The sequence below is a fragment of the Dyadobacter sp. LHD-138 genome, from assembly GCF_030929615.1.
Taxonomy (GTDB): Bacteria; Bacteroidota; Bacteroidia; order Cytophagales; family Spirosomataceae; genus Dyadobacter.
In genome coordinates, this window is sequence record NZ_JAVFVU010000040.1 from 45,197 (window position 1) to 71,343 (window position 26,147).

A 26,147-nucleotide genomic window follows, 5' to 3' on the forward strand; every position below is an offset into this window, starting at 1 on the left:
ACGAATTATGAAAAAGAGACTTTCTATATTATTACTGTTGGCAGGCATGGTTCCAATGTCATGTACTGACAAGTTTGATGACTTGAACACGGATCCTACGAAATCGTCTTCAACGACGTTTGATCCCAACTTGCTGCTGCCAAGTATTCAATGGAAACATGTTAGTGCCACAGCGGGTTATAGCGGCGCGATTCTTTTCCAAAGTATGTGGGTGCAAATTCTGGCTTCCACAACTTCCGGAGCGGCTAACTACTATTCAAATGCGGATAAGTATGTTATATCCAGCAATACAAACTCCTATCTGGCAAGTACCTGGAACGGAGATTATAGTGCCGCCAGTTTTGCCTACGAAATGGAGCAGTTGGCAAAAGATAAGCCTGCTCTTGCGAACCTGATGAATATCGCGGTGATTATGCAGGTGCAGTCATTGGCGACGATTAGTGATGTTTATGGCGACATGCCTTATACGGAGGCGTTAAAAGCAAAGGCTGCTATAACATTACCGGTTTATGATACGCAGGAGAGTATTTATAAATCGCTGCTTACCCGCCTGGACGCGGCTACTGCAGCGCTTGACGCATCAAAACCACTTGCAACGAATGATGCGTTTGCAGGTTATAAGGGTGATGTTGCTAAATGGAAAAAATATGGGTATTCTCTGATGTTGAAGCTTGCGATGCGTCTGGTGAAAATTGACCCTGCAACCGCTAAAACCTATGCTGAAAAGGCAGCGGCCGGTGGTACATTTGCGAGCATGAGTGATGATGCTTATGTATCAGGGGATGACACCAATGGTTATACGAATGGTAATGGTGCTGCTTTATCAACTCCTGCTGACGTTTATCAGGTAAGATGGAGTAAAACGATGATTGATTATTTGAAATCAACCAACGATCCACGATTAGGCGTAATTGCAGAAGTTCCGGTTGCAGGTTTGGCAGGAAATCAAGGTGTGGCAGCTGGTAATTCAGATCCTGCTGTTCAACTGGGTTTACCTAATGGTTATGATTTGAATGGTGGAGCAACGGATATTTCTAAATCTCCTGGTTACAACGGAGCTTCGGGGACAGGTGCAGATATTACGCCGATTGGAAAATATTCACGTCCGGCAAGTATTTATAGAGGCAGAAGCGCCCCAATTTTTGTTCTGACTTACGCAGAAACGGAATTGCTTCTTGCAGAAGCTGCAACACGTGGTTTTTCAGTTGGCGCTACAACCGCTGCGGCACATTATAAAAATGCAGTTTCGGCTGGTATTCAAACGCTTGGTCGCTATGGTACAACAGCTGCCATTAGCGCTGGTGTAGCGGATGCGTATGCCGCTGCGAATCCATTGGTTACTGCTGATGCGCTTAAACAGATCAATGAACAATATTGGGTGGTTAATGGCACTTTGTTTAATTTTGTAGAAGCCTGGAATAACTGGAAAAGATCAGGGTATCCTGTCCTGACTCCGGTTAATTATGTAGGAAATTTCTCTGGCGGTGTTATACCAAGAAGACAAATTTATCCAACAGGTGAGGCAACTTTAAATGGTGCGAATTACAACGCAGCCATTGGGAAACTTTCAGGCGGAGACAAATGGTCATCCAGAATCTGGTGGGATAAATAACAAAAAAAACGGAGTAAGAAACATTCTTTTCTTACTCCGTTTTTATCACAGTGACTATTAATCCGAACTTCAGCATTTTGTTGAAGTTTTTTTAGTTTTTATGATATATCTTTCGTTACATTTTTTACTCTCTTTTTCATGTTGACGAATAGAAAAATTTCAGGTGTTCAATCCCTGGTTCTTTTGCTCGGGTTTCACTTTTCTATGGCCCAGGCGCAACAGCCGCTTTTTCAGTTGTTGACGCCAAAACAAACCAATATTGATTTCAGGAATGATATCAATGAAGATGAAAGCCTGAACGTAATGGCTTATGAATATTTCTACAATGGTGGGGGCGTGGCAGTGGGGGATGTAAATAATGATGGATTTGATGATTTGTTTTTTACCTCAAACATGAAATCCAATAAATTGTATCTTAACCTCGACGGGGAAAAAGGCGCTCCTATTAAGTTCAGGGATGTTACGGGTATTGCCGGGAAAGGCATTGAAGGCAGAAAGGGTGGCTGGAAAACGGGTGTCACCATGGCCGATGTGAATGGCGACGGTTGGCTGGATATTCATATTTGCTATTCAGGAAAAGTAGATGACGAAGCCCGGAAAAACCAGTTGTTCATCAACCAGGGCGTGCAAAATGGCTCGGTGAAGTTTGTGGAGCAGGCCAAAGAATATGGTCTCGATAATATCAGTTACAGCACACAGGCGACCTTTTTTGATTACGACGATGACGGAGACCTGGATATGTTCCTGCTCAATCATAGCGTAAAAAAAATTGATAACATGGAGCTGGCCAAGTTCAGGACACAAACAGACGAACTGGCAGGTAACAAACTTTTTGAAAACAAGAATAATAAATTTGTTGAGGTAACTAAAAAAGCAGGCATTTATCAATATCCGTTAACGTTCGGATTGGGTGTTGCCATTGCAGATATCAATCTGGATGGCTGGCAGGATATTTACGTTACCAACGATTACAATGAACCGGATTATCTCTACCTCAATAACGGTGACGGTACTTTTCATGAAGACTCGGAAGCGTGTTTCCGGCATTTAGCTCAGTTTTCGATGGGGCTGGATATTGCCGATTTTAACAACGATGGCTTGCCGGATATTGTCTCGCTGGATATGCTTCCGGAGGATAACAGACGCCAGAAATTGTTGCAGCTTCAGGAGAATTACGAGTCTTTTGAGCTCATGATGAAACAGAAGCTGAACCGGCAGTATATGCGGAATATGTTGCAGCTGAATAACGGCGACGGCACTTTCAGTGAAATTGCCCAGCTTTCCGGTGTTTCAAACACCGATTGGAGCTGGTGTCCGCTGCTGGCAGATTTTGATAATGACGGATTTAAAGATCTGTTTGTCAGCAATGGTTATCTGAGAGATTACACCAACAAGGATTTTTTAAAATACTGGGGCGATTACAAGATCAGACAGGCGGTAAACAAAGAGCCTTTTTTGTTGATGGATCTGATCAAGGCCATGCCTTCGACCAAACTGGCGAACTATATTTTCAAAAATAACAGAGACCTGACTTTTACGAAAAAACAGGAAGATTGGGGACTTAATAACCCTGCCATTTCAAGCGGCGCCGTTTATGCTGATCTTGACAATGACGGTGACCTGGATTTGGTTGTGAGCAATATCAACGAACCGGCTTTTGTATACCAAAATATGGGACGGGAGCAATCGAAGGGCGGTTATCTTCAGGTGAAACTAAAGCAGCCCGAAGGAAACAAAAATGCGGTAGGAGCAAAGGTGTTTCTGTTTTCGAAAGGAAAACAACAATATCAGGAGGTAAACCCGAATAGGGGATATCTGTCATGCCTTCCGCTAAAACTGCATTTTGGGCTTGATACGGAAACACAAGTGGATTCGGTCAGGATAATTTGGCCGGATCAAAAGGAGCAATGGCTGACCGGCGTAACTTCCAACCAGTTGCTGGTTGTTGAGAAACAGTCCGAAAAGCTGAAAAATGTAAAGAAGGAACCAGCGAAAACACCGGCAGTTTTTGCCAAAGCTGAGCACGCGATTACGTATCAGCACGAAGGTTTTAGTGAGAATGACTTCAAACGTCAGCCGTTGATGTTGTCCATGTATTCGCAAACGGGGCCCATTGTTGCCAAAGGTGATGTCAACAAGGACGGTCTGGAAGATATTTATCTGAGCGGGGATCAGAACAAAAAAGGGAAAATCTGGTTGCAGGATTCGAAAGGAACATTCAAAGAAATGGAAGGTTTTGCGATCGGGGATGAAAATCTTTCCGCTAATTCCGCTGCATTATTTTTTGATGCCAATGGCGATGGTTTTGACGATCTGTACATTGCCAAAGGGGGATATTCACTTTTTGAACCGAATACATTTTCCCTTCAGGACGAAATTTATTTGAGTGACGGCAAAGGAAAATTGAATCTGGCGGTATTGTCGATGCCCAATCTCAAAGCAAGTAGTAAATCCTGTGTCCGGGCCTGTGATTATGATGGTGACGGCGATCTGGATCTGTTTGTCGGTGGCCGCATTGTTCCGGGACGTTATCCTGAAACGCCGGCTTCATTTCTTTTGACGAATAACGGAAAGGGCGAATTTACGATAACACCGACACCGTTTTCAAAAGTGGGTATGGTGACAGACGCGCAGTGGGCTGATCTGGATGATGACGGAAGAAAGGAGCTGATTATCTGTGGCGAGTTTATGCCGGTTAAGATTTATGCCAATACCAAAGACGGGTTCGTTGATAAAACGGCTCAGTATTTCTCGGAAGATGAGTCGGGTTTCTGGTCTTCGTTGTTGATCGAAGATATTGACGGTGATGGAAAGAAGGATATTGTTGCCGGAAATTTTGGCACAAATTCCCAGATCAAAGTTTCACATAGCGAACCGGGAGAGCTGTATTTTGCTGATTTTGACAACAACGGTTCGATTGATCCTTTTTTTAATTTTTATATCCAGGGGAAATCTTATCCGTTTGTCAGCCGTGATGAACTGAATGATCAGATCTATCCGATGCGGAAAAAATTCGCTTTTTATAAGGATTATGCAAGCGCCACCATGACGGATATTTTTTCGCCGGAAGTATTGGGTAAGGCAGGGAAATTGAAGTTTAACGAATCCCGCTCGGTTTGTTTTATGAATAAAAACGGAAAATTTGAAAAACAGGTGCTTCCGGTTCAGGCCCAGTTTGCGCCGGTAACCTCGATACGATATGAAGATTTCGATAAGGACGGAAACAAGGACCTGCTGCTGTTTGGAAACAAATCCGATAACCGTCTGAAAATCGGAAGTATGGATGCCAATTATGGGTGTTATCTGAGAGGCGATGGAAAGGGGCATTTTAGCTATGTAAGCCAGCCGCTTTCGGGGCTTTCCGTAACTGGTGACGTTAAATCGGTCGTTGAAATTAACATTAAAAAAGAACCATATCTTTTGATAGGCGCCTTTAATATGCCGCTTCAATTTTATCAATTACAGAAAAAATAATGAAAAGACTTTTGCTTTTAAGTTTGTTAATATGTCAGCTTGCCCATGCCCAAAAATCAAAAAAGGAACTGGACAGACATTTACAACCGGCTATTTTTGCTGTGACCATGGTCATGATCCATGATGTTGCCAATCCGCCGGCAGCGAGCCGGTTTTATACGTATTGTCTGCTGGGCGCTCAGGAAATCATTGCCCGCAACAATAAGTCCGTCGTGTCACCATCTGCGTATGTGAAAGGACTCAGTAAAATAGAGATTGAAAGTAAAACCGCTTATGACTATAAAATTGCGGCGCTTTACTGTATTCTGGAAACGGGAAGGATCATTTTGCCTTCAGGTTACATGCTGGAAGAAGACCAGAAAAAGCTTTTGGCGACGTTGAAAAAAGATGGTTACCCGGATCAGCTTGTGGCACAATCCGTCGCAGTTGCCCAGGAAGTGGCGAAGAAAATAATTACTTTTTCGAGCAGCGACAATTATTCTAAGTTAAGTACAAGGCTAAGATACAGGCCTTTGAAGGGTGATGGTTATTGGTTCCCTACGCCTCCGGGATATATTGAAGGTATAGAGCCGCACTGGAAAACCATCCGCCCGATGCTGATCGATTCCAGCGGACAGTTTAAGCCCGCACCGCCGGTTCCTTTCAGCAAAGACAGTGCCAGTGCATTTTACAAACTGACTTATGAAGTTTATGATGCCGGAAAAAAACTGAATGAGAAAACCCGCTTTATTGCTTCGTATTGGGACTGCAACCCGTTTGCGATCAATACATCAGGGCACATGTCGATCGGTTTTAAGAAGATAAGTCCCGGTGGACACTGGATGAATATTACCAGTATTGCTACCACAAAAGCTAAAATAGATCTGGATCGCGGCATTATGATCCATGGGATTATTGCCGCCACTTTGATGGATGCTTTTATCAGTTGTTGGGACGAAAAATACCGGAGCAACCGCATCAGGCCGGAAACTGTTATCAACCGGTATATCGATCCGGCATGGCAGCCACTTTTGCAAACACCTCCTTTCCCCGAGTATACCAGCGGGCATAGCGTAGTTTCTACGGCAGTAGCCGAAGCCCTTACCTATTTGTTGGGGGACAATTTTTCATTCACCGATGATACGGAAGTGATATTTGATTTACCATCCAGAGATTTTAAATCTTTCAGACAAGCAGCTGCGGAAGCCGCGATATCCCGTTTGTATGGCGGAATTCATTACCGCGACGCAATTGAAAACGGAGCAGATCAGGGGAAAAGGATTGGTGAATTTGTGATTGAAACAATAAAAAAAGCAGGTGTTCATGGAGCAGCAGCGAAGTAAGGTACGGCACCAGTTAATTGCGGCAAGCCCAGTGAATAAACATTTTGTCTAATTCATTCAGTACTAAGTAGTAGTGGAAAATTAGTTTGTATTATGGATTTTTATAATAAGCTATTAATCATTCGGTTACTGAGCTAATCGCATACAGCTAATTGCCAACAGCTACTTAAATTTTATCGGCATAACGTATAAGTTGTATCTTTGAACCCACTTACGATAGAAGACCGTTTATTTTCGACCGTAGATGGATTCAGGATACAATTGTTTTTTAGCTCAATGAATAAATATTTAACTGTTGTCGTCATTTTGTTTTGTGTTCATGTTTATCGTGCCAGCGCGCAGGGCGTCCTGGCTGTTTCAAACACAGCAGCCGTTGCTGACAAGGCAGGATCAGTTGTACAAAAAACGGACTCAGTTACAGAAGGAATTACGCAGTGGAATGCAATAAAGTGGAGTTTTGGCTTAAATGGCGGTTACGGCTATCGTCTTCCCAACGCGGGAACAAGGCAGAATACGCACTATTCGAAACACATGAAAAAGATGAAATCGGGCCTATCAATTGGCGCTGATCTGCATCGTCATTTCTGGCCACGCATTGGTTTAGGCTTGAAATATAATTTATACGCCGTCCGTGGGACCTACGGCAAAAAGACCGCCGACGACATAAAAATCCAGTTTGCAGGCCCTTCCGTTATCTACCAATATCCTTTTCAAAATCACACAACCTCCGTTCTGGCTGGCTTCGCAATGGGTTATCAGTCTTATGCGAATAAAGGGAAGGCCAATGGAGAAGACTTTAAGCTGCGCGGAGATGCAATGGGCTGGGCGGTAAGCCTGGGCCTGGAACAGAGACTAAGTAAACATTTAGCCCTGAATTTAACGGGTGCCTGTTATTTGGGAACATCCTATAAATTCCGGAAAGAAAGCGGTGGTGTCACGGAAACCATCAAATTGTCTAAAGAAAAATTTGAGGATCTGTCAAGGGCTGAACTGACGCTTGGTCTCCGATTCTTTTAATACATCGTTTTGTTTTATGAAAAAGTAAGGGAAAAATAGGATTAAATAGTCTTATTTGTGAAACCTTGGTCAGGTTGGTTAAAAACGGATTCCCAAACGGTAGATTGGCCCCTTTTTAGCCTTATCGAGCTAAGACTTTAATCTTTTCTTTCATAAGATTTCCAGTATAAAACCTGGATACAAATCGGTGTACGATGTTAAAACCTAATCTATTCCTATTTCTGTGCGCAGTTTTCTGCTGCCTATTGACTTCCAACACCATTGTTTCTGCGCAGGCAGGCAAGGCTAAAAAGCCGCTGGTTGTTTTCGTAACCGGCGACCATGAATATGGCGGGGAGGAAACTTTGCCCCTGATCGCCGCCGAACTTGAAAAAAACTATGGCATGCGCACCATCGTTTTGAAGGCTTATCCCGATTATAATGCTGAAAAAAATATTCCCGGACTGGAAGCACTTAAAGATGCAGATCTGGCTGTGTTTTATTTGCGGTGGCGCCAGCTTCCGAAAGAACAACTTGCTCACATTGATGCGTATTTGAAAACTGGAAAACCTGTTATGGGATTCCGCACGACCACCCACGCTTTCAATTATCCAAAAGGTGACGAAAACGAAAAATGGAATGCATTCGGTGAGTTTGCGCTGAATGCACCTCCGGGCTGGGGCGGCAAAGCAGCACATACGCATTACGGACATAAAAGCAGCACGGATGTTTCCATGATTGCTGAGCAGGCCAAAAATCCTATCCTGACCGGTGTTTCGCCCAAATTCCATGTTCGTTCATGGTTGTACCGTGTTTTGCCTGATTATCCAACAAGAGGTTCAACATGGTTAATGATGGGAAAATCAGTTGATCCTGACAAAAAAGATATAGAAAATCCTGTTGCCTGGACAGGAACGAATTCTTTTGGCGGGAAAGTTTTCATGACAACGATGGGACATCCGGATGATTTCCAGCTGGAACCCTTTCAGCGCCTGGTTATTAATGCCATCCACTGGGAGTTGGGACAAAAAGTGCCGAAAAAATGGAAAGGAAAAATTGATATCAAGGTTCCTTACAGAGAAGCGAAATAATTCGATAACCTATTGGATTATTCGCTGTTGATTAATAGTTAGTTCCTACACCGTGGATAAAATTACCTGAGATTAAAATGACTAAACCCACAAAAAGAAGTATCACCGGATTGCTGCTCGCATTTGGATTAATGGCCGTTGCTTTCAGTGCTTTCCAGTTCAGTGTATCCGAATCGCTGAAAGTAAGTAAAGGATCGAGGATTATTTTACTGGGAAATAATCTTGGATCAAGGATGATGAATTATGGCCATTTCGAAACCGAAATGCAGGTTCGTTATCCGGATAGTTTGCTGTTTATACGAAATATGTGTGATGGCGGGGATACCCCTGGTTTCAGACCGCACGCCAGTAGAAACCTGCCATGGGCATTTCCCGGTGCTGAGAAATTTCAGACGGAATATGCTAAAAATTCGGCCAGTGAAGGGCATTTTGAAACGCCCGATGAATGGCTGACACGCCTTAAAACGGATGTGATCGTTGCCTTTTTCGGATATAACGAATCATTTCAGGGGAAAGAAGGGCTGGCTAACTACAAGGCAGAGCTTGATGCCTTTATCAAACATACTTTGAGTCAGAATTATAATGGCGTAACACCACCACAACTGGCCATTGTTTCACCAATCGCTTTCGAAGATTTGTCTGGGAAATTTGATCTTCCCAATGGAAAAAAGGAAAACGAGAACCTTGCGCTTTATGCAAAAGGAATGAAAGAAATTGCTGAGCAGAACAAAGTTTTATTTGTTGATGCTTTTACGCCTTCGCAAAAATGGTATGCTGAAAGCAAGGAAGATTTGACGATAGACGGCTCTCAGTTAAATGAAGAAGGCTATAAAAAACTGGCTTTGCTGCTTTCTGATAATGTTTTTGGGAAAAACAAACCAAAGGCAGAAGCAAACCGGAAACTGGTTCTTGCAGCAGTGAATGAAAAAAACTGGATGTGGCATAATGACTATAAAATTCCCAACGGAGTACACGTGTATGGTCGTCGCTATAATCCTTTCGGCCCGGATAATTATCCTGCGGAAATCGAAAAAATTCGTGAATTGACAGCAATTCGTGACCAGGCAGTCTGGATGGCCGCGTCAAAAGGAGAAAAGATGGATCTGGCTGCTGCCGATAAAAATACGAAACAGCTGCCTCCGGTGAAAACCAATTTTAATCCTGAAAAGAATGGAAGTCTTGAGTATTTGTATGGGGAAGATGCGCTGAAAAAACTCAAAGTGCCAGCAGGGTATAAAATTGAGCTTTTTGCCTCGGAAGAGCAGTTCCCGGATTTGGCGAAACCAATGCAAATGTCGTTTGATAACAAAGGTCGTCTGTGGGTTGCAACCATGCCGAGTTATCCGCATTACAAGCCGGGTGATTCAAAACCAAATGATAAGATCATCATTTTTGAGGATACCAACAACGATGGGAAAGCTGACAAACAAACTGTTTTCGCTGATGGTTTACACCTTCCGTTGGGTTTTGAAATAGCCAAAGAAGGCGTTTATGTATCACAGGGTACGAATTTTAAACTCCTGATGGATACCAACGGCGACGGCAAAGCAGATAAACAGGAAATTCTTTTAAGCGGGTTTGACGACCACGATACGCACCACAACAGTCATGCGTTTACAGTGGATCCGTCCGGAGCGATTTATTCGGGAGAAGGTGTGTTTTTACATACCAACGTCGAGACTTCATACGGTCCCGTAAGGGCAACCAATGGTGGTTTTTACCGTTATGCACCACAGCTTCGTAAGTTGGAGCGTACTGCGCAGCTGTCTATTCCAAATCCGTGGGGAATTGCTTTTGATGATTGGGGACAGCCATTTTTTGCAGAAACTTCAAGTCCTGATGTGCGTTGGATGATGCCGGGATCGGTTTTGCCAAGATATGGTGAGGCTACCCATAAGTCGGTACAGCTGGTAGAGGATGCGCACCGCGTCCGTCCGACGTCGGGTCTTGAATTTGTGTCGAGCCGCCATTTTCCCGATGACATTCAGGGAGATTTCCTGATCAACAATACGATCGGATTTTTGGGTATGAAAGAACATACGCTGAAAGACGACGGAACGGGTTACGTCAGCAAACACCGCGCGGATCTGGTTGTCAGTGAAGACCGGAATTTCCGTCCTGTGGACATGGAGTTTGCGCCGGATGGTTCGCTTTATCTGATCGACTGGCACAATATTCTGATTGGCCACATGCAGCACAATGCACGCGATCCTTTGAGAGATCACTCGCACGGTAGAGTGTACCGGATCACATATCCGTCACGACCTTTGGTAAAACCAGCCAAAGTGGACGGTGCAAGCATTGAAGAGCTTTTGGAGAATCTTAAACTGCCCGAATATCGTACGCGTTACAGAACCCGCCGTGAATTGAGAGGCAGGGACGTAAACCAGGTTTTGTCTAAGCTGAATGTCTGGGTAGCTAAGCTGGACAAAAAGGATCCAAGATATGAACATCATTTGCTGGAAGGTTTGTGGGTAAGCTGGGGGATGGATAAAGTGGATCAGAAGCTTTTGAAGCAGGTTTTGAAAGCGAAAGATTATCATGCACGCGCTGCTGCGGTAACCGTAGTTCGTTACACGGGACATCAGGTGCCCGATCAGGCTGCCTTGCTTATGCAGGCTGCTATGGATGAAAATAGCCGTGTTCGTCTGGCAGCGATCGTCGCTGCGTCGTGGATTGGCAAGGAAAAGGGTTTACCTATTCTGGCAGAAGCGAAGAAAAAGCCGCTGGATGACTGGTCAATTCATGCCTATGAAACGGCCGTTGCGCATCTGAACGGAGTGCCTGTTAAGAAAGAAAAAGTAACAGTTGCAAAATCAGCATTGAAAGGCAAAGAGCTTCAGCTTTTCAATATGGGTAAAGAAATTTACGCCAAGGAAGGTTATTGCAGCACCTGCCATCAGGCCGACGGTAAAGGTTTGACGGCTTCCGGCTTCCCGCCGCTGACTGCCAATAACTGGGTGCTGGGAAATGAAGACCGGTTGATAAAACTTGCTTTGAAAGGTCTGCTTGGACCGATTGAGGTGAGTGGTAAAAAATATCCGGGACAGGTTCCGATGACTCCTTTCGGAGGCTTGCTTAAGGATGAGGAAGTGGCTGCCGTGTTAACCTACGTACGGAATTCCTTTGGTAATCAGGCGAGTGCGATTTCGCCGGAAAGGGTTCGAAAAGTGAGAGCAGCGACGGAGAGTAAAACAGATTTTTATTCTCCTGAGCAACTGATCAAGGAACATCCGATGGAAAAGTAACAATATAGGTTTTATACAAAAAACACGGGTGGCTGAATATTTCAGTCACCCGTGTTTTTTTGTGTGGTTTAAATAAAATAAATCGGCGTTTTAGATAAGTTTGAACAGTAAATTTTAAGGATTGTAAACTTATTTTGTAGCTTAAAACTAAGCTGCCTGCACCGCATCACATGCTCCGATTGTAATATTTTTCAAATAATTAGAAAAGGGGTAAAGTACAGAAATGTATATCGGGTATTGCTAGGAAAACGACGGAAGAAATCGTATCTTTGTGTGTTTAAAAAGCCCGTAAATGGGCTCTTTTTATCGTAGAGTAAAACAAACTATATGGCAAACGAAACAGCGATTGAAGTAAATAATTATTCAGCCGATAACATCCAGGTTCTTGAAGGGTTAGAAGCCGTACGTAAACGTCCGGCTATGTACATTGGTGACACTGGTTTTAAGGGAGTTCACCATTTGATTTGGGAAGTCGTTGATAACTCCATTGATGAAGCAATGGCTGGCTATTGTGACACCATCAACGTTACGATAGAAGAAGATAATTCCATTACTGTGCAGGATAATGGCCGGGGGATTCCTACCGGGCTTATGGCGAAAGAGAAAAAATCAGCACTTGAGGTCGTTTTAACCGTACTGCACGCTGGTGGTAAGTTTGACAAAGACACTTATAAAGTTTCAGGTGGTTTGCATGGTGTAGGGGTTTCCTGCGTTAACGCGCTTTCAATCCACTTACGTGTAGAAATCCATAGAGAGGGTAAGATTTTCGAGCAGGAATATAGCGAAGGGAAGCCTTTATACCCTGTTCGTGTGATCGGCGATTCGGAAAAAACGGGAACGTTTATCCATTTTAAACCGGATGCATCGATATTCACCGTAACGGAATATAAATACGAAACGGTTGCGACCCGTTTACGCGAACTGTCCTTTTTGAACAAGGGTATCCGCATCACGCTGCAAGACAAACGTGAACTGGATGAAAACGGCGTTCCGCGCGGTGAAGAGTTCCACTCACAGATTGGTTTGAACGAGTTTGTGCTTTATCTTGAAGGGACTCGCCAGGCGCTAATTCCTGAACCGATCTATATGGAAAATACCAAAGGTTCGGTTCCGGTTGAAATCGCGATGATGTATAATACATCTTACAGCGAAAATGTTTTTTCATACGTAAACAACATTAATACCATTGAAGGTGGTACACACGTGCAGGGTTTCAGGTCTGCATTGACCAGGACGCTGAAAAACTACGCAGATAAGTCGGGTGTACTGGCGAAAGAAAAAATAGAAATCAGTGGAGATGACTTCCGGGAAGGTCTTACGGCGGTTATTTCCGTAAAAGTTGCTGAGCCGCAGTTTGAAGGACAGACCAAAACGAAACTGGGGAACTCAGAGGTTGTGAGTGTGGTAAGTCAGGTGGTGGCGGAAATGCTCGATACCTATCTTGACGAGCACCCTAAGGAAGCGAGGGTGATTATCGACAAAGTGATTCTTGCAGCTAAGGCCCGTATCGCCGCTAAAAAAGCACGTGAAATGGTGCAACGCAAGAACGTTATGTCAGGCACTGGGCTGCCGGGTAAACTGTCTGACTGTTCTGAGACCGATCCTGAGGTTTGTGAGTTGTACCTTGTCGAAGGGGACTCGGCGGGTGGAACGGCCAAGCAAGGCCGTAACCGTGCATTCCAGGCGATATTGCCGTTACGAGGTAAAATTCTTAATGTTGAAAAGGCACAGGAATATCGTATTTACGAAAATGAGGAGATCAAGAATATGTTCACCGCAATGGGTGTGCAGATCGGAAAAGACGGTGATGAAAGAGCGTTGAATATTGACAAACTTCGTTACCACAAAATCGTGATCATGACCGATGCGGATATTGACGGTAGTCACATCCGTACCCTGATCCTGACTTTCTTCTTCCGTTATATGAAGATTTTGATTGACAATGGTTATATCTACATCGCGCAGCCGCCTTTGTACCTTGTTAAAAAAGGAAAGGAAGAAAGATATTGCTGGACTGAACAGCAGCGTGAAGAAGCTGTGAGAGCGATTGGTAATGGACGTGAAGATCTGGTCAATATCCAGCGTTATAAAGGTTTGGGAGAAATGAATGCCGAACAATTGTGGAGCACAACTATGAACCCGGACGGAAGAAGTTTGAAACAGGTATCCATTGAATCAGCTGCTGAGGCGGATCACTTATTTTCGATGTTAATGGGTGATGAAGTTGGGCCGCGGCGCGATTTTATTGAGAAGAATGCAAAATACGCTCGTGTAGACGTGTAAAAGTCAGCTCCCGTAGTGAGTAAGTAGAAACGGATGGCTGACTATGTGCAGGCATCCGTTTTTTTATTAAAAGATAACAAAAACTTCATCTTGCTGGAAACAATATATAATCAGATTCGTTGCATTTTGTGACACACTAATGCGCGGATTGCTTAATTTTTTATTTTCATTATGCCTGACCATACCGATCCAATATCAAATCTTGAAAGGAGAGGAAGACTTTCTAGCTTGTTTTCCTTTTTTAAAAACCCAAAAGAAACCTCTATGGACGACACAAAATTGGTAAGTCCCACGGAAAAGGTGAATACTTTGGTCCAGCAAAGCGACTTTATAAGTCGTGACCTTAGCTGGCTGAAATTTAATGACCGGGTGTTGGATCAGGCAACAAATGAGGAAAGAAACCTTTTTGACAGACTGAAATTTCTGGCGATTACTTCTTCCAATCTGGATGAATTTTTTACAATCAGACTGGGTAGTTTGTATAATTACCTGGACTACGGAAAAGAACGGGTAGATTATTCTGGATTGAGAGAAATTCCGTTCAGAAAAATGCTCATGAGGGAATTACACGAATTCGTTCGTCTTCAAAATGAGTGTTATACCAATCAACTGCAACCGCTTTTTGCCCAGCACGGTTTTCGTGTGGTGGGAATGGAAGATGTTGCTGGGGATGAAACTGCCGCTATTGAGGAATATTTTGAACGGACGGTTTATCCAATGCTCACCCCGATGTTATTTGATTATACCCATGCTTTCCCCGTATTGCTGGCGAAAGTGTTGATATTGGGCGTAATCACACAGGTGAAAGGCACGACTTCCGAAGAAGACCGTAAACTGTCTTTTGTTCAGTTGCCGCCTAACCTCCCGCGTTTTTATGTGATTGAGCGTGAAGATGAGATTCTTTTCCTGCCAATAGAAAAAATTGTAAGGGCGCATATTTACAAGCTTTACCGCAATGTTGACATCGTTTCTACGAACCTTTTCCGTATCATCAGAAACGGTGATTTCTCTTTGGAAGAAAGTGATGACATGGAGTCTGATTTCATTGATGAAATCAAACAAAAAATAAAAAACCGCCGTTTGGGGCGTGTGGTAAGTGTTACCATTGAACGGGACACGAATCCCGATCTGCTGAATCTGATTAAAAAACGTTGGGAAATTGATGATTACAACGTTTTTCCAGTTGACGGGATTATTGACTATACCTCACTTTGGGCGATTGTAAAGCATCCTGAATTTAAAGATCAGATTCCGCCTGTACGTGCTCCGGTGGCGCCGTTGGGATTGGAAAGGGAGCGGATTCCGGACGTTTTTGAGGCGATGAAGGAAAGAGATATTCTTTTGCATCATCCCTACAATAATTTTGAGCCTGTCCTTCAATTGCTGGAACAAGCCGCGGATGATCCCAAGGTACTTTCCATCAAGCTGACGATTTACCGTTTAGCCAAAAACTCCCGCGTGACCGATGCGTTGTTACGTGCCGCGGAAAATGGGAAACACGTGGCGGTTTTATTTGAAGTAAAAGCACGGTTTGACGAAGAGAATAATATTCGTGAAGCACAGCGCCTTCAAAAAGCAGGTTGCTTTGTGATTTATGGTATCGGTCAGTTAAAAACGCATACGAAGCTTTTGCTGATTGTCCGTAATGAAGGCAACAAAGTGCTTCGTTATGCGCATTTGTCAAGTGGTAATTATAATGAGGATACGTCCAGGTTATACACTGACACCGGGCTTTTGACCACCAATGAAGAATATACCCAGGATATCTCCGAATTCTTTAACGTAATTACCGGGCATTCAAGTCCGACAGAATATCAGAACCTGATCACGGCCCCGCGTTACATGCGCAATAAGCTCATTGAGCTTATTCGTAAAGAGGCAGAAAATGCGAAAGCGGGATTGCCTTGCGGAATTTGTATCAAAATAAATTCGCTGGAAGACAGGGAGACAATCCTGGAACTTTATGCGGCTTCGCAAGCGGGTGTACCCGTGCGACTGATCGTGCGTGGTATGTGCTGTCTGCGTCCAAGAAGAAAAGGGCTGAGTGAAAATATCTCGGTACGTTCGTTGGTAGGGGACTTTTTGGAGCATTCACGGATATTCTATTTCCATCAGAATGGGGAACCTTTGGTGTACGGAGGCAGTGCTGATGCGATGGTGCGCAGTTTTGACCGCCGTATTGAATCGCTGTTCAAACTTGTTGATATTCGTGTGAAGCAGGAAGCGATTCACATTCTCTATTTCAGTTTGATGGACAATGTCAATGCCTACGAAATGCAGGAGGATGGAAGTTATGTCAAATGCCAGGAGCCGGGTGAAGAGCCGCTGAATATCCACAAAGCGTTTTTTGATGTGACGCTGGAAGAGGTTCTGAAGGTGAAACTTTTTGTGCCGGATCAAAAACCGGCCGACACTATAGAAGAAGATATAGCCAAACAACAGTCAGCGGAGCCTGAGCAGCAGGTAGCTGAATAAGGAATAAAAGTAAAAAGCCGTTTGAGATTGTCTCAAACGGCTTTTTACTTTTATTCCTTAAAGAAAACTCTTTTAACTCTCTCCCCGATTCCGGTCAGTAATTCATAAGGAATGGTTCCGATGCGTGCCGCAAGCTCAGTGATCATGACCTCCTTTCCGAAAATAATCACTTCGTCGCCTTCTTCTGCCACTGCATTGGTTACATCAATCATCGTCATATCCATACAGACATTGCCGATGGTGGGGCATAAGGTACCGTTGACCCAAACGTGCCCCACACCGTTTCCAAATCCTCTGTCAAAACCATCGGCGTAACCAATAGCGATGGTTGCAATAGCGGAATCGTGCACGACGTGACCACGTCTGCTGTAACCTACCGTTTCGCCCGCGGCCAGGTATTTGATTTGAGAAATAACCGTTTTTAGCGTTCCGACCGGCTGCAAAAACTTTTGCTGCTGACCGGTAGCTTCAACACCATACAAACCGATGCCCAGTCGTACCATGTCCAGTTTGAATTCAGGGAAACGGACGATGCCGGCAGAATTCAGTATATGTTTGGTGATTTTATAACCCAATACATCCTGAATTAAGGTTGACCCTTTTATAAAACGCTCATACTGAAGCTGAGAAAAACTGTTATGAACGCCTTCATCCGCCCCAACCAGATGACTGAAAATTGTCGAAACGTGGATGGATGGGTTATCGATAAGCTGCTGTGTGAGCCATTCATAATCGTCTTGGACAAATCCCAGCCTGTGCATGCCGGTATCCAGCTTCAAATGAACCGACGGAATATCGGCTGAATTATTTTTACGATTGATAAATTTAATCCAGTCTGCCAGCATTTGGCGGCTGTAAATCTCCGGTTCCAGTTGATATTGCAGGAGTGTATCAAAAGTTGGTGCGGTAGAATTCATCACCATAATAGGCAAGGTAATCCCGCTTTGGCGCAGCGAAACGCCTTCGTCCGCATAGGCTACCCCCAAATAGTCCACCCGATGGTATTGGAGCAAACCTGCCACTTCCGAACTGCCGCTGCCATAGGCGAAAGCCTTCACCATGACCATGATTTTCGTATCAGAACCGATTTTTGTCCTGTAAAAATTAAGATTATTGGTCAACGCATCCAGGTTAATTTCCAGTACCGTGCCGTGGACCTTCTGCTGAAGGCGGTGCACGATTTTTTCGAATGAAAACGGCCGGGCACCTTTGACAAGGATGAGGCTATTGTTCAGGGAATTAAAGGGGAAATGTTTCAGGTAAGCGTTGGTGTCCTCATAAAAATCCTTCTCCGGAATATCGAACTGAGATATTTGCCTGCTCATTTCCGGGCCGATACCAACCAGCCGGTCGATTTTCTTTTCCCGTAAGAGCTGGGCGATAACACCGTAAAGCTCTGCTGGTACTTGTCCTGTTTGCAAAACGTCGGATAGGATAACCGTCTTGTGACTTCGTTGTTCCTGTTGTGTCAGAAAGTTCAAAGCCATGGTCAGGCCCTGAAGGTCATTGTTGTAAGTATCGTCAATAACGTAACAGTTATTGATCCCTTCCTTTAATTCGAGACGCATGGAAACGGGGCGGAGCATCAGGATTCGCTCCTGAATTACCGGCGCCGCCAGTCCGAAATCAAGTAGGAACAAGATACAATGTGTAAGGTTTTCGAGCGAAGCTTCGTCCCGGAACGGGGTTTCAAAACTCATATCCCCGAATAAGCCAGAAAGTTTTATCTGTGTTTTATCCTTCCGCGAAGCGTAGGAAACATTTACGGCGGCGTCGGATCTGCTTCCCCAGCTTATGGTTTTCAGGAAAGGATTAACCGGGCGAAGGATCAATTTTATTTCTTCGTCAACGTCCGTATAGTCTTTACAATAAATCAGTGTTTTGACTTTGGTAAAAAGACGAAGTTTCTCAGTGATTTTTTGTTTACGACTCCTGAAACCATCATCGTGTGCCGAACCGATGTTGGTAAAAATACCAACGGTCGGACGGATGACCGTCTGGAGATATTCCATTTCGTGCGCGCGGGAAATGCCGGCCTCAAAAATAGCCAGTGTATGTTCCTTTTTCAAATTCCAGACCGAAAGTGGTACACCAATTTGCGAGTTATAGCTTTTTGGACTGGCAATAACCCTTTCGCCCGGTGCTGTCAATTGTGCAAGCCATTCCTTGATGATCGTTTTTCCGTTACTGCCAACAATGCCCAAAACCGGTATGGAAAACTGGCTGCGATGTGCTGCGACAATTTTTTGCAATGTCCGGATGCTGGAAAAAACCGTCCAGACCGTTGCATTTTGCCAGGTTTCGATCTCGGCGCGCAGTGCATCGTTCAGCGACGTTTCTTCGATTACAAATTCTCTTACACCTTTGTTATAGAGTTCTTTGAGGAATTGGTGTCCGTCATGGCGTTCCCCTTTGATGGCAAAAAAGATACTCTGTTCGGGAAATGAGAGTTGGCGGCTATCGGTGAGCAGGTAGGTCGCTTTGGTTTCTATGGATACGGTACTATTTTCGGTCAGAATCATTCCAGTAATATTTGCAAAGCGCAAAGGTATTAAAGAATGGTGTTTTTGTGCGCTATTTTTACATATTCTGAATGATCAGAAGTCCGCGAAAACGGATGGGTATAAAGAAAACCATACGGACTAAAAAAGGCTACATCCACTTCTTCAGTTTGAAGTACAATATCATCCCGATGGTTACGATAAGCATCACTCCCCAGGTATAAAAATAGCCATTTTGACTTTTTAATTCGGGCATGTTGTCGAAGTTCATACCATATACGCCGACAATAAAGGTCAGGGGCATAAAAATGGCTGAAAAAATCGTCAGAGTTTTCATGACCGCATTCATACGGTTGCTGATGGTTGACAAATGTACATCCGCCAAACTGGCCAGCAATTCCCTGTAAGAATCGATCGTATCGACAGCCTGCATGGTGTGATCATACAAATCACGGTAGTAAGGAATAACATCCTTGCTAATCAGTGAACTATCTTCGCGAATGAGCTGATTGATCATGTCCCGCAAAGGCCAGATCGCCCGGCGGACAAAAGTAAGTTCACGTTTTAATCCATATAAATCTTTGAGCGAGTGCTTGTTAGATCCGCTGATAATACTTTCCTCGATGGTGTCCAGTTTTTCTCCGAATTTTTCCAGGACCAGAAAATAATTATCAACAATAATATCCATCAGGGCAAAAACCAGGTAATCCGTTCCATTCCGGCGGGTTTTACCAACGGATGCCTTTAATCTGTCAATAACGGGTGTGAAAATGTCATCAGAGCGTTCTTCCTGAAAAGAGATGAGATAATCACGTCCGGCCACGAAGCTGACATGTTCAGCCGAAATTTCCAGGGGTTCGTCTGCATCTACATGCAGCATTTTTAGTGTCAAAAAGATATAGCCCGAGTCATACGTTTCCAGTTTCGGTTTGTGTTCCGTGTTGACAATATCTTCGAGAATAAGCGGGTGCAAATGATAAAGCTGGCCGATTTTTCCGACCAACGAGGTTTCATGAATGCCGTCTACATCCAGCCAGGTAATATGTGGTTCGAGCGATGTGTTGATGGAACACTCCGCAAGACTCGTAACCGCTTCGTTTGTGTAAAACTTTTCATTATACTGAAGCTTGCGAACTTTTGTTTTTAACTGAATCTCCGGCCCGATGTACGTCAGTGTACCCGGAGAGGTTAATAAGTTTTCACGCTTCGGACGATGTTTCCTTTTCGACATGCGATTAAAGTCAGACGATATTACCTGGTTGGATAATAAATTTTGTACCAAATTATTCGCTAAGATGGTAAATTAGTAACGGAACATGCGTATCCACGACAAGTTTTTTGGTCAGACTCGGGTTGATCAGAAACTCTTCGATAAACGAGCGCTCGCGTGTGGACATGATCAGCAGATCTGCGTGTATCTCGTCGCAATAACTTTCAATCCCGTCCAGGACATGTTTTGCCTTCCTGTAAACGACAATATCGTCACTGATTTTGAATTCCTGTTTGATTTCACTGAGAAACTGGTTGTCGGGTTGGATGTTGGGCTGATGAGGCGCATCTACTTTTAACAGGGTTAATCTGCTTCCCAGCCGGTTCATCAATGCGAAGACCTCACGAAGAATATCATTTTCTGAATATTCGAGCTGTGTTGCGTAAACGACTTCACTGAATTTTTTCGGTTCGGCCTGCGGCGGGATAATCATAACCGGACAGGGTGAGTGCAAAGCAATATGGGTGGCACTGCTGCCAATCAGTTTATCAAAAAATCCGCCGGTTCCTGTGCGTCCTGTTACGATCAGATCTGGTTTGTAATCTTCAATAGCGTCTTCCACAGCAGACTGAACGCCGCCGACGGTCCAAACGGCTACGGTTTTATAACCTTCGGCAGCGATGGTGGCTACATAATCATCGAGCTGGGTGCGGAAGCTGGTTTCCAGGTCACCAGCCAGTGAGGAATAATCGGGAGAGCCGATGCCCGGCAAGACACTGCCCGGCATCACACTTACATCCGGGATGTAAGGCTGATAAGCGTGCAGGATGATAAGTTCGGTAGTTTTTTTGTCTGCAATGATTTTTGCTGCGGCCAGGGCGCGCTCAGCATTTTCAGAAAAATCGATGGGGATTAATATCCTGTTCATAATCGTCTCAGTTTGTTGGCGTTTTGAATAGTCCAATATTACTTCAATAGTTCTTACAACGTGTGATGAAATTGTAAAGAATAGTGCCAAACGGCTATGATTTTAGTCATGTTTTATTCGTATTTGCGCCAGAAGCCCAGAATAAATCCGGTAATGCTGTATACGACGATACTTACCCCTCCATTGATCAATGAAAGTTCGAGCGGACGCATGGAAAACATATCTTTTACGATGGTTTCGAAAAGAATGAAAACGATACCGAAAAGTAAGCCAACCAGAAAGCCTGTAAAACCGGATTTGATCGGAATTTTAGTAAAAACCCAGGCCACGCTGTAAGCCATAAAGGAAGTGGATACAATACTGGCGAGATAGGGGACAGGACTTGTCGCCGCTTCCAGCTGCTGTTTGTTGAATCCATTCAGGGCAATCCATTGTTCGGAAAAGAAGTTGTACCACAAAGCAGGTATGATTTGTCCAATCACCACGCAAACCAATACAGCCCAAAGATTGACGGATTGTTTTCTCATGTCAGAGTGTTTTGTTCAGTCATCAAAAGGGATTCCCATAGTCAGATATAAATACCCGGAGAATCAGTTGTCTTCCTATTGTAACGGTTTAAGAAAGTCAATATTTCTTTTTAAACCTTCATACTTCGTCCGCTTGAGTGGCGAGCGCCTGAATAGTTCACGAAAAACTTCTTCAGTGATTTCTTCCCAGTCACTTTTTTTGAATGCGCCTAACTCCTGAGAGAGAGAGAACTCCGGCGTTTTTGAAGGCTGGGAAAAACGGTTCCATGGGCAAACATCCTGGCAGATATCACAACCAAAAATCCAGTTATTAAATTTTCCTTTGGCATCTTCCGGAATGGCGTCTTTTAGTTCAATCGTATAATAACTGATGCATTTGCTGCCATCAACCACATAAGGTTCTGTGATTGCGTCGGTGGGGCAGGCATCAATACAACGGGTGCAGGTTCCGCAGTAATCCTTGACAGGGCCATCATAGGCAAGTTTCAGGTCACAGATGATTTCACCGATAAAGAAAAAACTGCCCATGTCGCGGTTTAATAAATTGGAATGACGGCCTACCCAGCCCAGCCCGCTCTTAGCAGCCCAGGCTTTATCCATAACCGGGGCGGAATCTACAAAAATCCGTCCGCTTACCGCACCGATTTCCTCCTGAATGGCTTCCAGCAATAACTGAAGTTTTTCTTTCAGGACAAAATGGTAATCTTTCCCATAAGCGTATTTGGAAAGTTTCAGATCTTCCGGGCCTTCTGGAAGCCTTTCGGAAGGATAATAATTGAGCAAAACAGAGATAACGCATTCGGCTCCGTCAACGAGTTTTCGGGGATCCAGCCTTTTATCAAAGTGATTGGCCATGTAGCCCATCGCGCCGTTATAGTTACGGTCCAGCCAGTTTTCCAGTCTGGGTGCTTCGGCTTCGAGAAACTCGGCTTTGGAAATCCCGCAAAAATCGAAACCAATTTCGGCTGCTTTCGATTTAATAAACTGGCTTCGTTCCTTGCGTATGAGATCCTCGGTAGTCATACTGCAAAGTTACGAAATGCTTTGGGAATGTCATCTTGTCAGTTTTTTTGCGCTGGCAAAGTAATTTAGTAAATCCTGGTAGATGAAAATTCATGCATGTGAAGGAAAACTATGCCGAAAAATACAGAAGACAACAAAGATAAGGACATGGAAAACCAAGTAAATGAGGATGCCAAAGCAGTAAATACTGACAATGTGGTAAATGAAGAACAAAAAGTTGCGGAAAATGGCCTCCCAATGGACAATACTGGTGAAATAATCGGTGAAATTGAAGAAACTGATCCGGCAGAAGCACATAAATCAGAAGTTGCGGAATTGAAAGATAAATATCTTCGTCTGTATGCTGACTTTGAAAATTTCCGCAGACGCACGGCCAAAGAAAAACTGGAAATGATTTCCGGCGCCAGTGCTGATGTAATCAAATCTGTTTTGCCAATCGTTGATGATTTTGAACGTGCCAAAGTTTCATTTGAATCTACAACGGAAATTGAAGCATTGAAAGAAGGTGTGGAGCTGATTTACTCCAAATTATACAAAACCCTGGAAGCAAAAGGTTTGAAAGCGATGGAGGCGAAGGGTGAAGTGTTTGATGCGGAAATCCACGAATCCATAGCCCAGTTCCCGGCTCCGACGGAAGATCTGAAAGGAAAGGTTATCGACGAAATCGAAAAAGGATATTATCTGAATGATAAAGTGATTCGTTACGCCAAAGTAATTGTTGGCGCGTAATCAAATGATCAATAAATAATGGTAGTGTATGCTGTAACGGACATCCATTATTAATTTTTACTGCGGTAAAGACTGCATACATTACTCATTGTAAATCAAAAAATGGCAAAGAAAAGAGATTATTACGAAATTCTTGGGGTGGATCGTGGCGCTGCTGCGGACGAGATCAAGAAGGCTTACCGCAAGCTTGCGATTAAGTTTCACCCTGATAAAAACCCTGACGATCCGACGGCGGAGGATAAGTTCAAAGAAGCTGCTGAGGCTTACAGCATCCTGAGTGATGAAAACAAACGTCAGCGTTATGACCAGTTTGGTCACGCCGGTGTTGGCAACGGAGGCGGTGGCGCCGGAGCTGGCGGTTTTGGCGGAGGATTTTCTATGGATGATATTTTCTCGCAGTTCGGCGATATTTTCGGAGGCGACAGCAGTCCTTTCGGTGATATTTTTGGCCGTGCAGGCGGAGGAAATGGTCGCAGAGTTCGTCGTGGTTCCGATTTACGTATTAAGCTGAAACTTAATCTTGAAGAAGTTGCCAACGGTGTTGAGAAAAAAATAAAAGTAAAACGTCACGTTAGCTGTAATACCTGTGGTGGCAATGGCGCGAAACATGGTACGGCGCTAACAACTTGTACGGGTTGTAACGGAACGGGTCAGGTGCGTAAAGTTGTGAGCACGATGTTGGGACAAATGGTATCCACCACGACCTGTCCGACTTGTAATGGTGACGGTAAAATTATCAGCGAACGTTGTGACTCCTGTGCCGGTGAAGGCCGTTTGTTACAGGATGATCTGATCACGTTGAACATTCCGGGCGGTGTGGCAGAAGGCATGCAGCTTTCGATGTCAGGCAAGGGAAATGTTCCTTCAAGAGGTGGCGTTGCGGGCGATTTGCTGATTGTCATTGAAGAAGAAGAAGATCCGAATCTTAAGCGTGATGGCAACAATGTGGTGTTTGATATGCACATGAGCTTTATCGATGCGGCTTTGGGAACTTCTACTGAAATACCAACGATTGACGGAAAAGCAAGGATTACGATTGAACCGGGTACGCAGGCTGGGAAAATTCTTCGTCTGAAAGGCAAAGGTATCAAGGACCTTAACGGTTACGGCAAGGGAGACCAGCTGGTACATATCAGCGTGTGGACACCACAGCAGTTATCGTCTGATGAGCGCGAAACGTTGGAATCTCTTCGGAATTCTCCAAATTTTCAGCCCAGACCGGGTAAAAATGAAAAAGGATTTTTCGATAAAATGAAAGATTTTTTTCATTGATCTGTTGAAAAATAAGATATAGAAACGAGCTGGTTCAGTGATGAGCCGGCTCGTTTTGTTTTTTAACCTAAATGTAACCTCAAATCACGATGATAGTCATTCGCCTGTCTTAACTTTGCCGACAGATTAATAAAACGACATATGAAATTTGATACGATAAAGGTGGCCGCGATAGGTCTCGCAATACTTTGTTCAGGGATGGAAACGCAGGCGCAAAAAAAATCAACGGAATTGACCTTCGCTACGTATAACGTAAGCATGGAGGCTGAGAATTATGTGAAAAAGGGTACGACGGGTATTTCAGAGCGCGTGTTGATTAAAGAACTTGCTTCGGGGAATCATGCGCAAATCAAAAATATCGCCAAAATTATCCAGACGGTCAGACCGGACGTGATCCTTTTAAACGAATTTGACTACATCAAAGATCCGAAGGAAGGCGTATTACAATTTGTCAAAGGATATCTTGAAAAGGGTGAAAACGGAGCGAAAGGTATTACATATCCCTATCATTACTATGGAACTGTGAACACCGGGCAGCCAAGTCCTTATGATCTGGATAATAACGGCGTAGCGAGCAAAACCGGTGCGGATGCCTGGGGATTTGGTATGTATCCGGGACAATATGGTATGATGTTGTTATCAAAATATCCGATTGATGTCGCCAAAGTACGAACCTTTCAGCATTTCAGGTGGAAGGATATGCCTGGCGCGCTGAAAACAGTTAAAGCCGATGGAACTGACTGGTACAGTGCGGATGCCTGGGCTAATTTCCCTTTGTCTTCAAAATCACATTGGGATGTTCCGGTGCTGGTAGGGGGCAAAACAATCCATATTCTGGCAAGTCACCCGACACCACCCGCGTTTGACGGCGCGGAGGACCGCAATGGGAAACGAAATCATGACGAGATCAGATTCTGGACAGATTATATCAGCGACTCAGGAAATGAATACATTTATGACGACAAAGGAAAGAAGGGCGGACTGAGCAAAAATGCTACGTTTGTTATTATGGGTGATCAGAATGCTTCTCCGGTTGAAGGAAATGCTGTGGCGGAAGGGATAAAGTCTTTGCTGGCCAGTCCGAAAGTGAATAGCGAAAATGCACCTGCGAGCAAGGGAGGGGCTGAGCATAGTCCTAATAATCCATTTGCTAAAAACCATACAGCGTTCTGGCGCATGCGTGCAGATTACGTCCTGCCTTCGAAACTTGGATTCAAGATTTTAGATAATGGTGTTTTCTGGCCGGCGAAAGGCGAGCCTTTGTCGGAGTTGGTCGAGAAAAGAGAATCCAGCTCCGACCACAGACTGGTTTGGGTGAAGGTTAAAGTGGAATAAAAGAGGGCGTCTCAAATTCGAATTGAGGCGCCCTCTTTGTTTTGTATAGGCTTTCGTGATGTTTTATCTTTTTTAAGCTTCTATCAAAAGCTCAGAGCGTTATCAGATTGAATTATGTAAT

16 protein-coding genes are annotated in these 26,147 nt (G+C 44.1%); 11 read left to right on the top strand and 5 right to left on the bottom strand.

Going from position 1 to position 26,147, the window contains the following annotated elements; all coding sequences use genetic code 11:
* The first annotated feature begins 7 nt into the window (after positions 1 to 7).
* From RB622_RS24845 to ppk1, 8 genes are all read left to right on the top strand, one after another.
* Entirely contained in the window at positions 8 to 1,612 is a 1,605-nt protein-coding gene (locus RB622_RS24845) for a SusD/RagB family nutrient-binding outer membrane lipoprotein (RefSeq protein WP_308049448.1), read from the top strand.
* 204 nt (positions 1,613 to 1,816) lie between these two features.
* Positions 1,817 to 5,086 carry a VCBS repeat-containing protein gene (locus RB622_RS24850; protein ID WP_409021910.1) on the top strand — a complete coding sequence of 1,090 codons (3,270 nt, stop codon included), beginning with the start codon at positions 1,817 to 1,819 and terminating at the stop codon, positions 5,084 to 5,086.
* Entirely contained in the window at positions 5,086 to 6,408 is a 1,323-nt protein-coding gene (locus RB622_RS24855) for a vanadium-dependent haloperoxidase (RefSeq protein ID WP_308049450.1), read from the top strand. The genes RB622_RS24850 and RB622_RS24855 overlap by 1 nt, the downstream gene beginning before the upstream one ends.
* Before the next feature lie 276 nt (positions 6,409 to 6,684).
* On the top strand, positions 6,685 to 7,425 hold the full coding sequence (locus RB622_RS24860; RefSeq protein WP_308049451.1) for an outer membrane beta-barrel protein: 741 nt from the start codon (positions 6,685 to 6,687) through the stop codon (positions 7,423 to 7,425).
* A gap of 194 nt (positions 7,426 to 7,619) precedes the next feature.
* On the top strand, positions 7,620 to 8,495 hold the full coding sequence (locus RB622_RS24865) for a ThuA domain-containing protein (protein ID WP_308049452.1): 876 nt from the start codon (positions 7,620 to 7,622) through the stop codon (positions 8,493 to 8,495).
* A 77-nt stretch (positions 8,496 to 8,572) separates the two neighbouring features.
* Positions 8,573 to 11,743, top strand: a complete 3,171-nt coding sequence (locus RB622_RS24870; protein ID WP_308049453.1) for a PVC-type heme-binding CxxCH protein — start codon at positions 8,573 to 8,575, stop codon at positions 11,741 to 11,743.
* Positions 11,744 to 12,070: 327 nt separating this feature from the next.
* Positions 12,071 to 14,026, top strand: coding sequence for a DNA topoisomerase (ATP-hydrolyzing) subunit B (gyrB, locus tag RB622_RS24875; RefSeq protein WP_308049454.1), 1,956 nt, complete (start codon positions 12,071 to 12,073; stop codon positions 14,024 to 14,026).
* Between the two features lie 171 nt (positions 14,027 to 14,197).
* Positions 14,198 to 16,501 (top strand): polyphosphate kinase 1, encoded by a 2,304-nt coding sequence (gene ppk1, locus RB622_RS24880; RefSeq protein ID WP_409021907.1) that lies wholly within the window; start codon positions 14,198 to 14,200, stop codon positions 16,499 to 16,501.
* Between the two features lie 50 nt (positions 16,502 to 16,551).
* Here the strand turns inward: ppk1 and RB622_RS24885 are convergent, their stop codons facing one another.
* The 5 genes from RB622_RS24885 to queG all read right to left on the bottom strand — a co-directional run bounded on the left by RB622_RS24885 (position 16,552) and on the right by queG (position 22,690).
* A complete protein-coding gene (locus RB622_RS24885) occupies positions 16,552 to 19,032 on the bottom strand; it encodes a bifunctional UDP-N-acetylmuramoyl-tripeptide:D-alanyl-D-alanine ligase/alanine racemase (protein ID WP_308049464.1) in 2,481 nt (826 codons plus the stop codon).
* A 121-nt stretch (positions 19,033 to 19,153) separates the two neighbouring features.
* Positions 19,154 to 20,233 carry a magnesium/cobalt transporter CorA gene (corA, locus tag RB622_RS24890; RefSeq protein ID WP_308049456.1) on the bottom strand — a complete coding sequence of 360 codons (1,080 nt, stop codon included), beginning with the start codon at positions 20,231 to 20,233 and terminating at the stop codon, positions 19,154 to 19,156.
* A gap of 52 nt (positions 20,234 to 20,285) precedes the next feature.
* Complete coding sequence (locus RB622_RS24895) at positions 20,286 to 21,140, bottom strand: universal stress protein (protein WP_308049457.1); 855 nt, start codon at positions 21,138 to 21,140, stop codon at positions 20,286 to 20,288.
* Positions 21,141 to 21,253: 113 nt separating this feature from the next.
* Complete coding sequence (locus RB622_RS24900; protein ID WP_308049458.1) at positions 21,254 to 21,667, bottom strand: DUF1761 domain-containing protein; 414 nt, start codon at positions 21,665 to 21,667, stop codon at positions 21,254 to 21,256.
* Between the two features lie 75 nt (positions 21,668 to 21,742).
* Positions 21,743 to 22,690 (bottom strand): tRNA epoxyqueuosine(34) reductase QueG, encoded by a 948-nt coding sequence (gene queG, locus RB622_RS24905; protein WP_308049460.1) that lies wholly within the window; start codon positions 22,688 to 22,690, stop codon positions 21,743 to 21,745.
* A gap of 111 nt (positions 22,691 to 22,801) precedes the next feature.
* On the opposite strand from queG, the gene RB622_RS24910 reads away from it, so the two are divergent.
* The 3 genes from RB622_RS24910 (at position 22,802) to RB622_RS24920 (ending at position 26,026) form a co-directional block, all read left to right on the top strand.
* Entirely contained in the window at positions 22,802 to 23,419 is a 618-nt protein-coding gene (locus RB622_RS24910) for a nucleotide exchange factor GrpE (RefSeq protein WP_308049461.1), read from the top strand.
* A 102-nt stretch (positions 23,420 to 23,521) separates the two neighbouring features.
* On the top strand, positions 23,522 to 24,691 hold the full coding sequence (gene dnaJ / locus RB622_RS24915) for a molecular chaperone DnaJ (protein WP_308049462.1): 1,170 nt from the start codon (positions 23,522 to 23,524) through the stop codon (positions 24,689 to 24,691).
* 141 nt (positions 24,692 to 24,832) lie between these two features.
* Positions 24,833 to 26,026, top strand: a complete 1,194-nt coding sequence (locus tag RB622_RS24920) for an endonuclease/exonuclease/phosphatase family protein (RefSeq protein WP_308049463.1) — start codon at positions 24,833 to 24,835, stop codon at positions 26,024 to 26,026.
* Positions 26,027 to 26,147: the final 121 nt, after the last annotated feature.

Excerpts from the sequence above, each read along its gene's own strand:
- RB622_RS24845 (WP_308049448.1), top strand. The coding sequence starts at position 8 with ATGAAAAAGAGACTTTCTATATTATTACTGTTGGCAGGCATGGTTCCA.
- RB622_RS24850 (WP_409021910.1), top strand. The coding sequence starts at position 1,817 with ATGGCCCAGGCGCAACAGCCGCTTTTTCAGTTGTTGACGCCAAAACAA.
- RB622_RS24855 (WP_308049450.1), top strand. The coding sequence starts at position 5,086 with ATGAAAAGACTTTTGCTTTTAAGTTTGTTAATATGTCAGCTTGCCCAT.
- RB622_RS24860 (WP_308049451.1), top strand. The coding sequence starts at position 6,685 with ATGAATAAATATTTAACTGTTGTCGTCATTTTGTTTTGTGTTCATGTT.
- RB622_RS24865 (WP_308049452.1), top strand. The coding sequence starts at position 7,620 with ATGTTAAAACCTAATCTATTCCTATTTCTGTGCGCAGTTTTCTGCTGC.
- RB622_RS24870 (WP_308049453.1), top strand. The coding sequence starts at position 8,573 with ATGACTAAACCCACAAAAAGAAGTATCACCGGATTGCTGCTCGCATTT.
- gyrB (WP_308049454.1), top strand. The coding sequence starts at position 12,071 with ATGGCAAACGAAACAGCGATTGAAGTAAATAATTATTCAGCCGATAAC.
- ppk1 (WP_409021907.1), top strand. The coding sequence starts at position 14,198 with ATGCCTGACCATACCGATCCAATATCAAATCTTGAAAGGAGAGGAAGA.
- corA (WP_308049456.1), bottom strand. The coding sequence starts at position 20,233 with ATGTCGAAAAGGAAACATCGTCCGAAGCGTGAAAACTTATTAACCTCT.
- RB622_RS24895 (WP_308049457.1), bottom strand. The coding sequence starts at position 21,140 with ATGAACAGGATATTAATCCCCATCGATTTTTCTGAAAATGCTGAGCGC.
- RB622_RS24900 (WP_308049458.1), bottom strand. The coding sequence starts at position 21,667 with ATGAGAAAACAATCCGTCAATCTTTGGGCTGTATTGGTTTGCGTGGTG.
- queG (WP_308049460.1), bottom strand. The coding sequence starts at position 22,690 with ATGACTACCGAGGATCTCATACGCAAGGAACGAAGCCAGTTTATTAAA.
- RB622_RS24910 (WP_308049461.1), top strand. The coding sequence starts at position 22,802 with ATGCCGAAAAATACAGAAGACAACAAAGATAAGGACATGGAAAACCAA.
- dnaJ (WP_308049462.1), top strand. The coding sequence starts at position 23,522 with ATGGCAAAGAAAAGAGATTATTACGAAATTCTTGGGGTGGATCGTGGC.
- RB622_RS24920 (WP_308049463.1), top strand. The coding sequence starts at position 24,833 with ATGAAATTTGATACGATAAAGGTGGCCGCGATAGGTCTCGCAATACTT.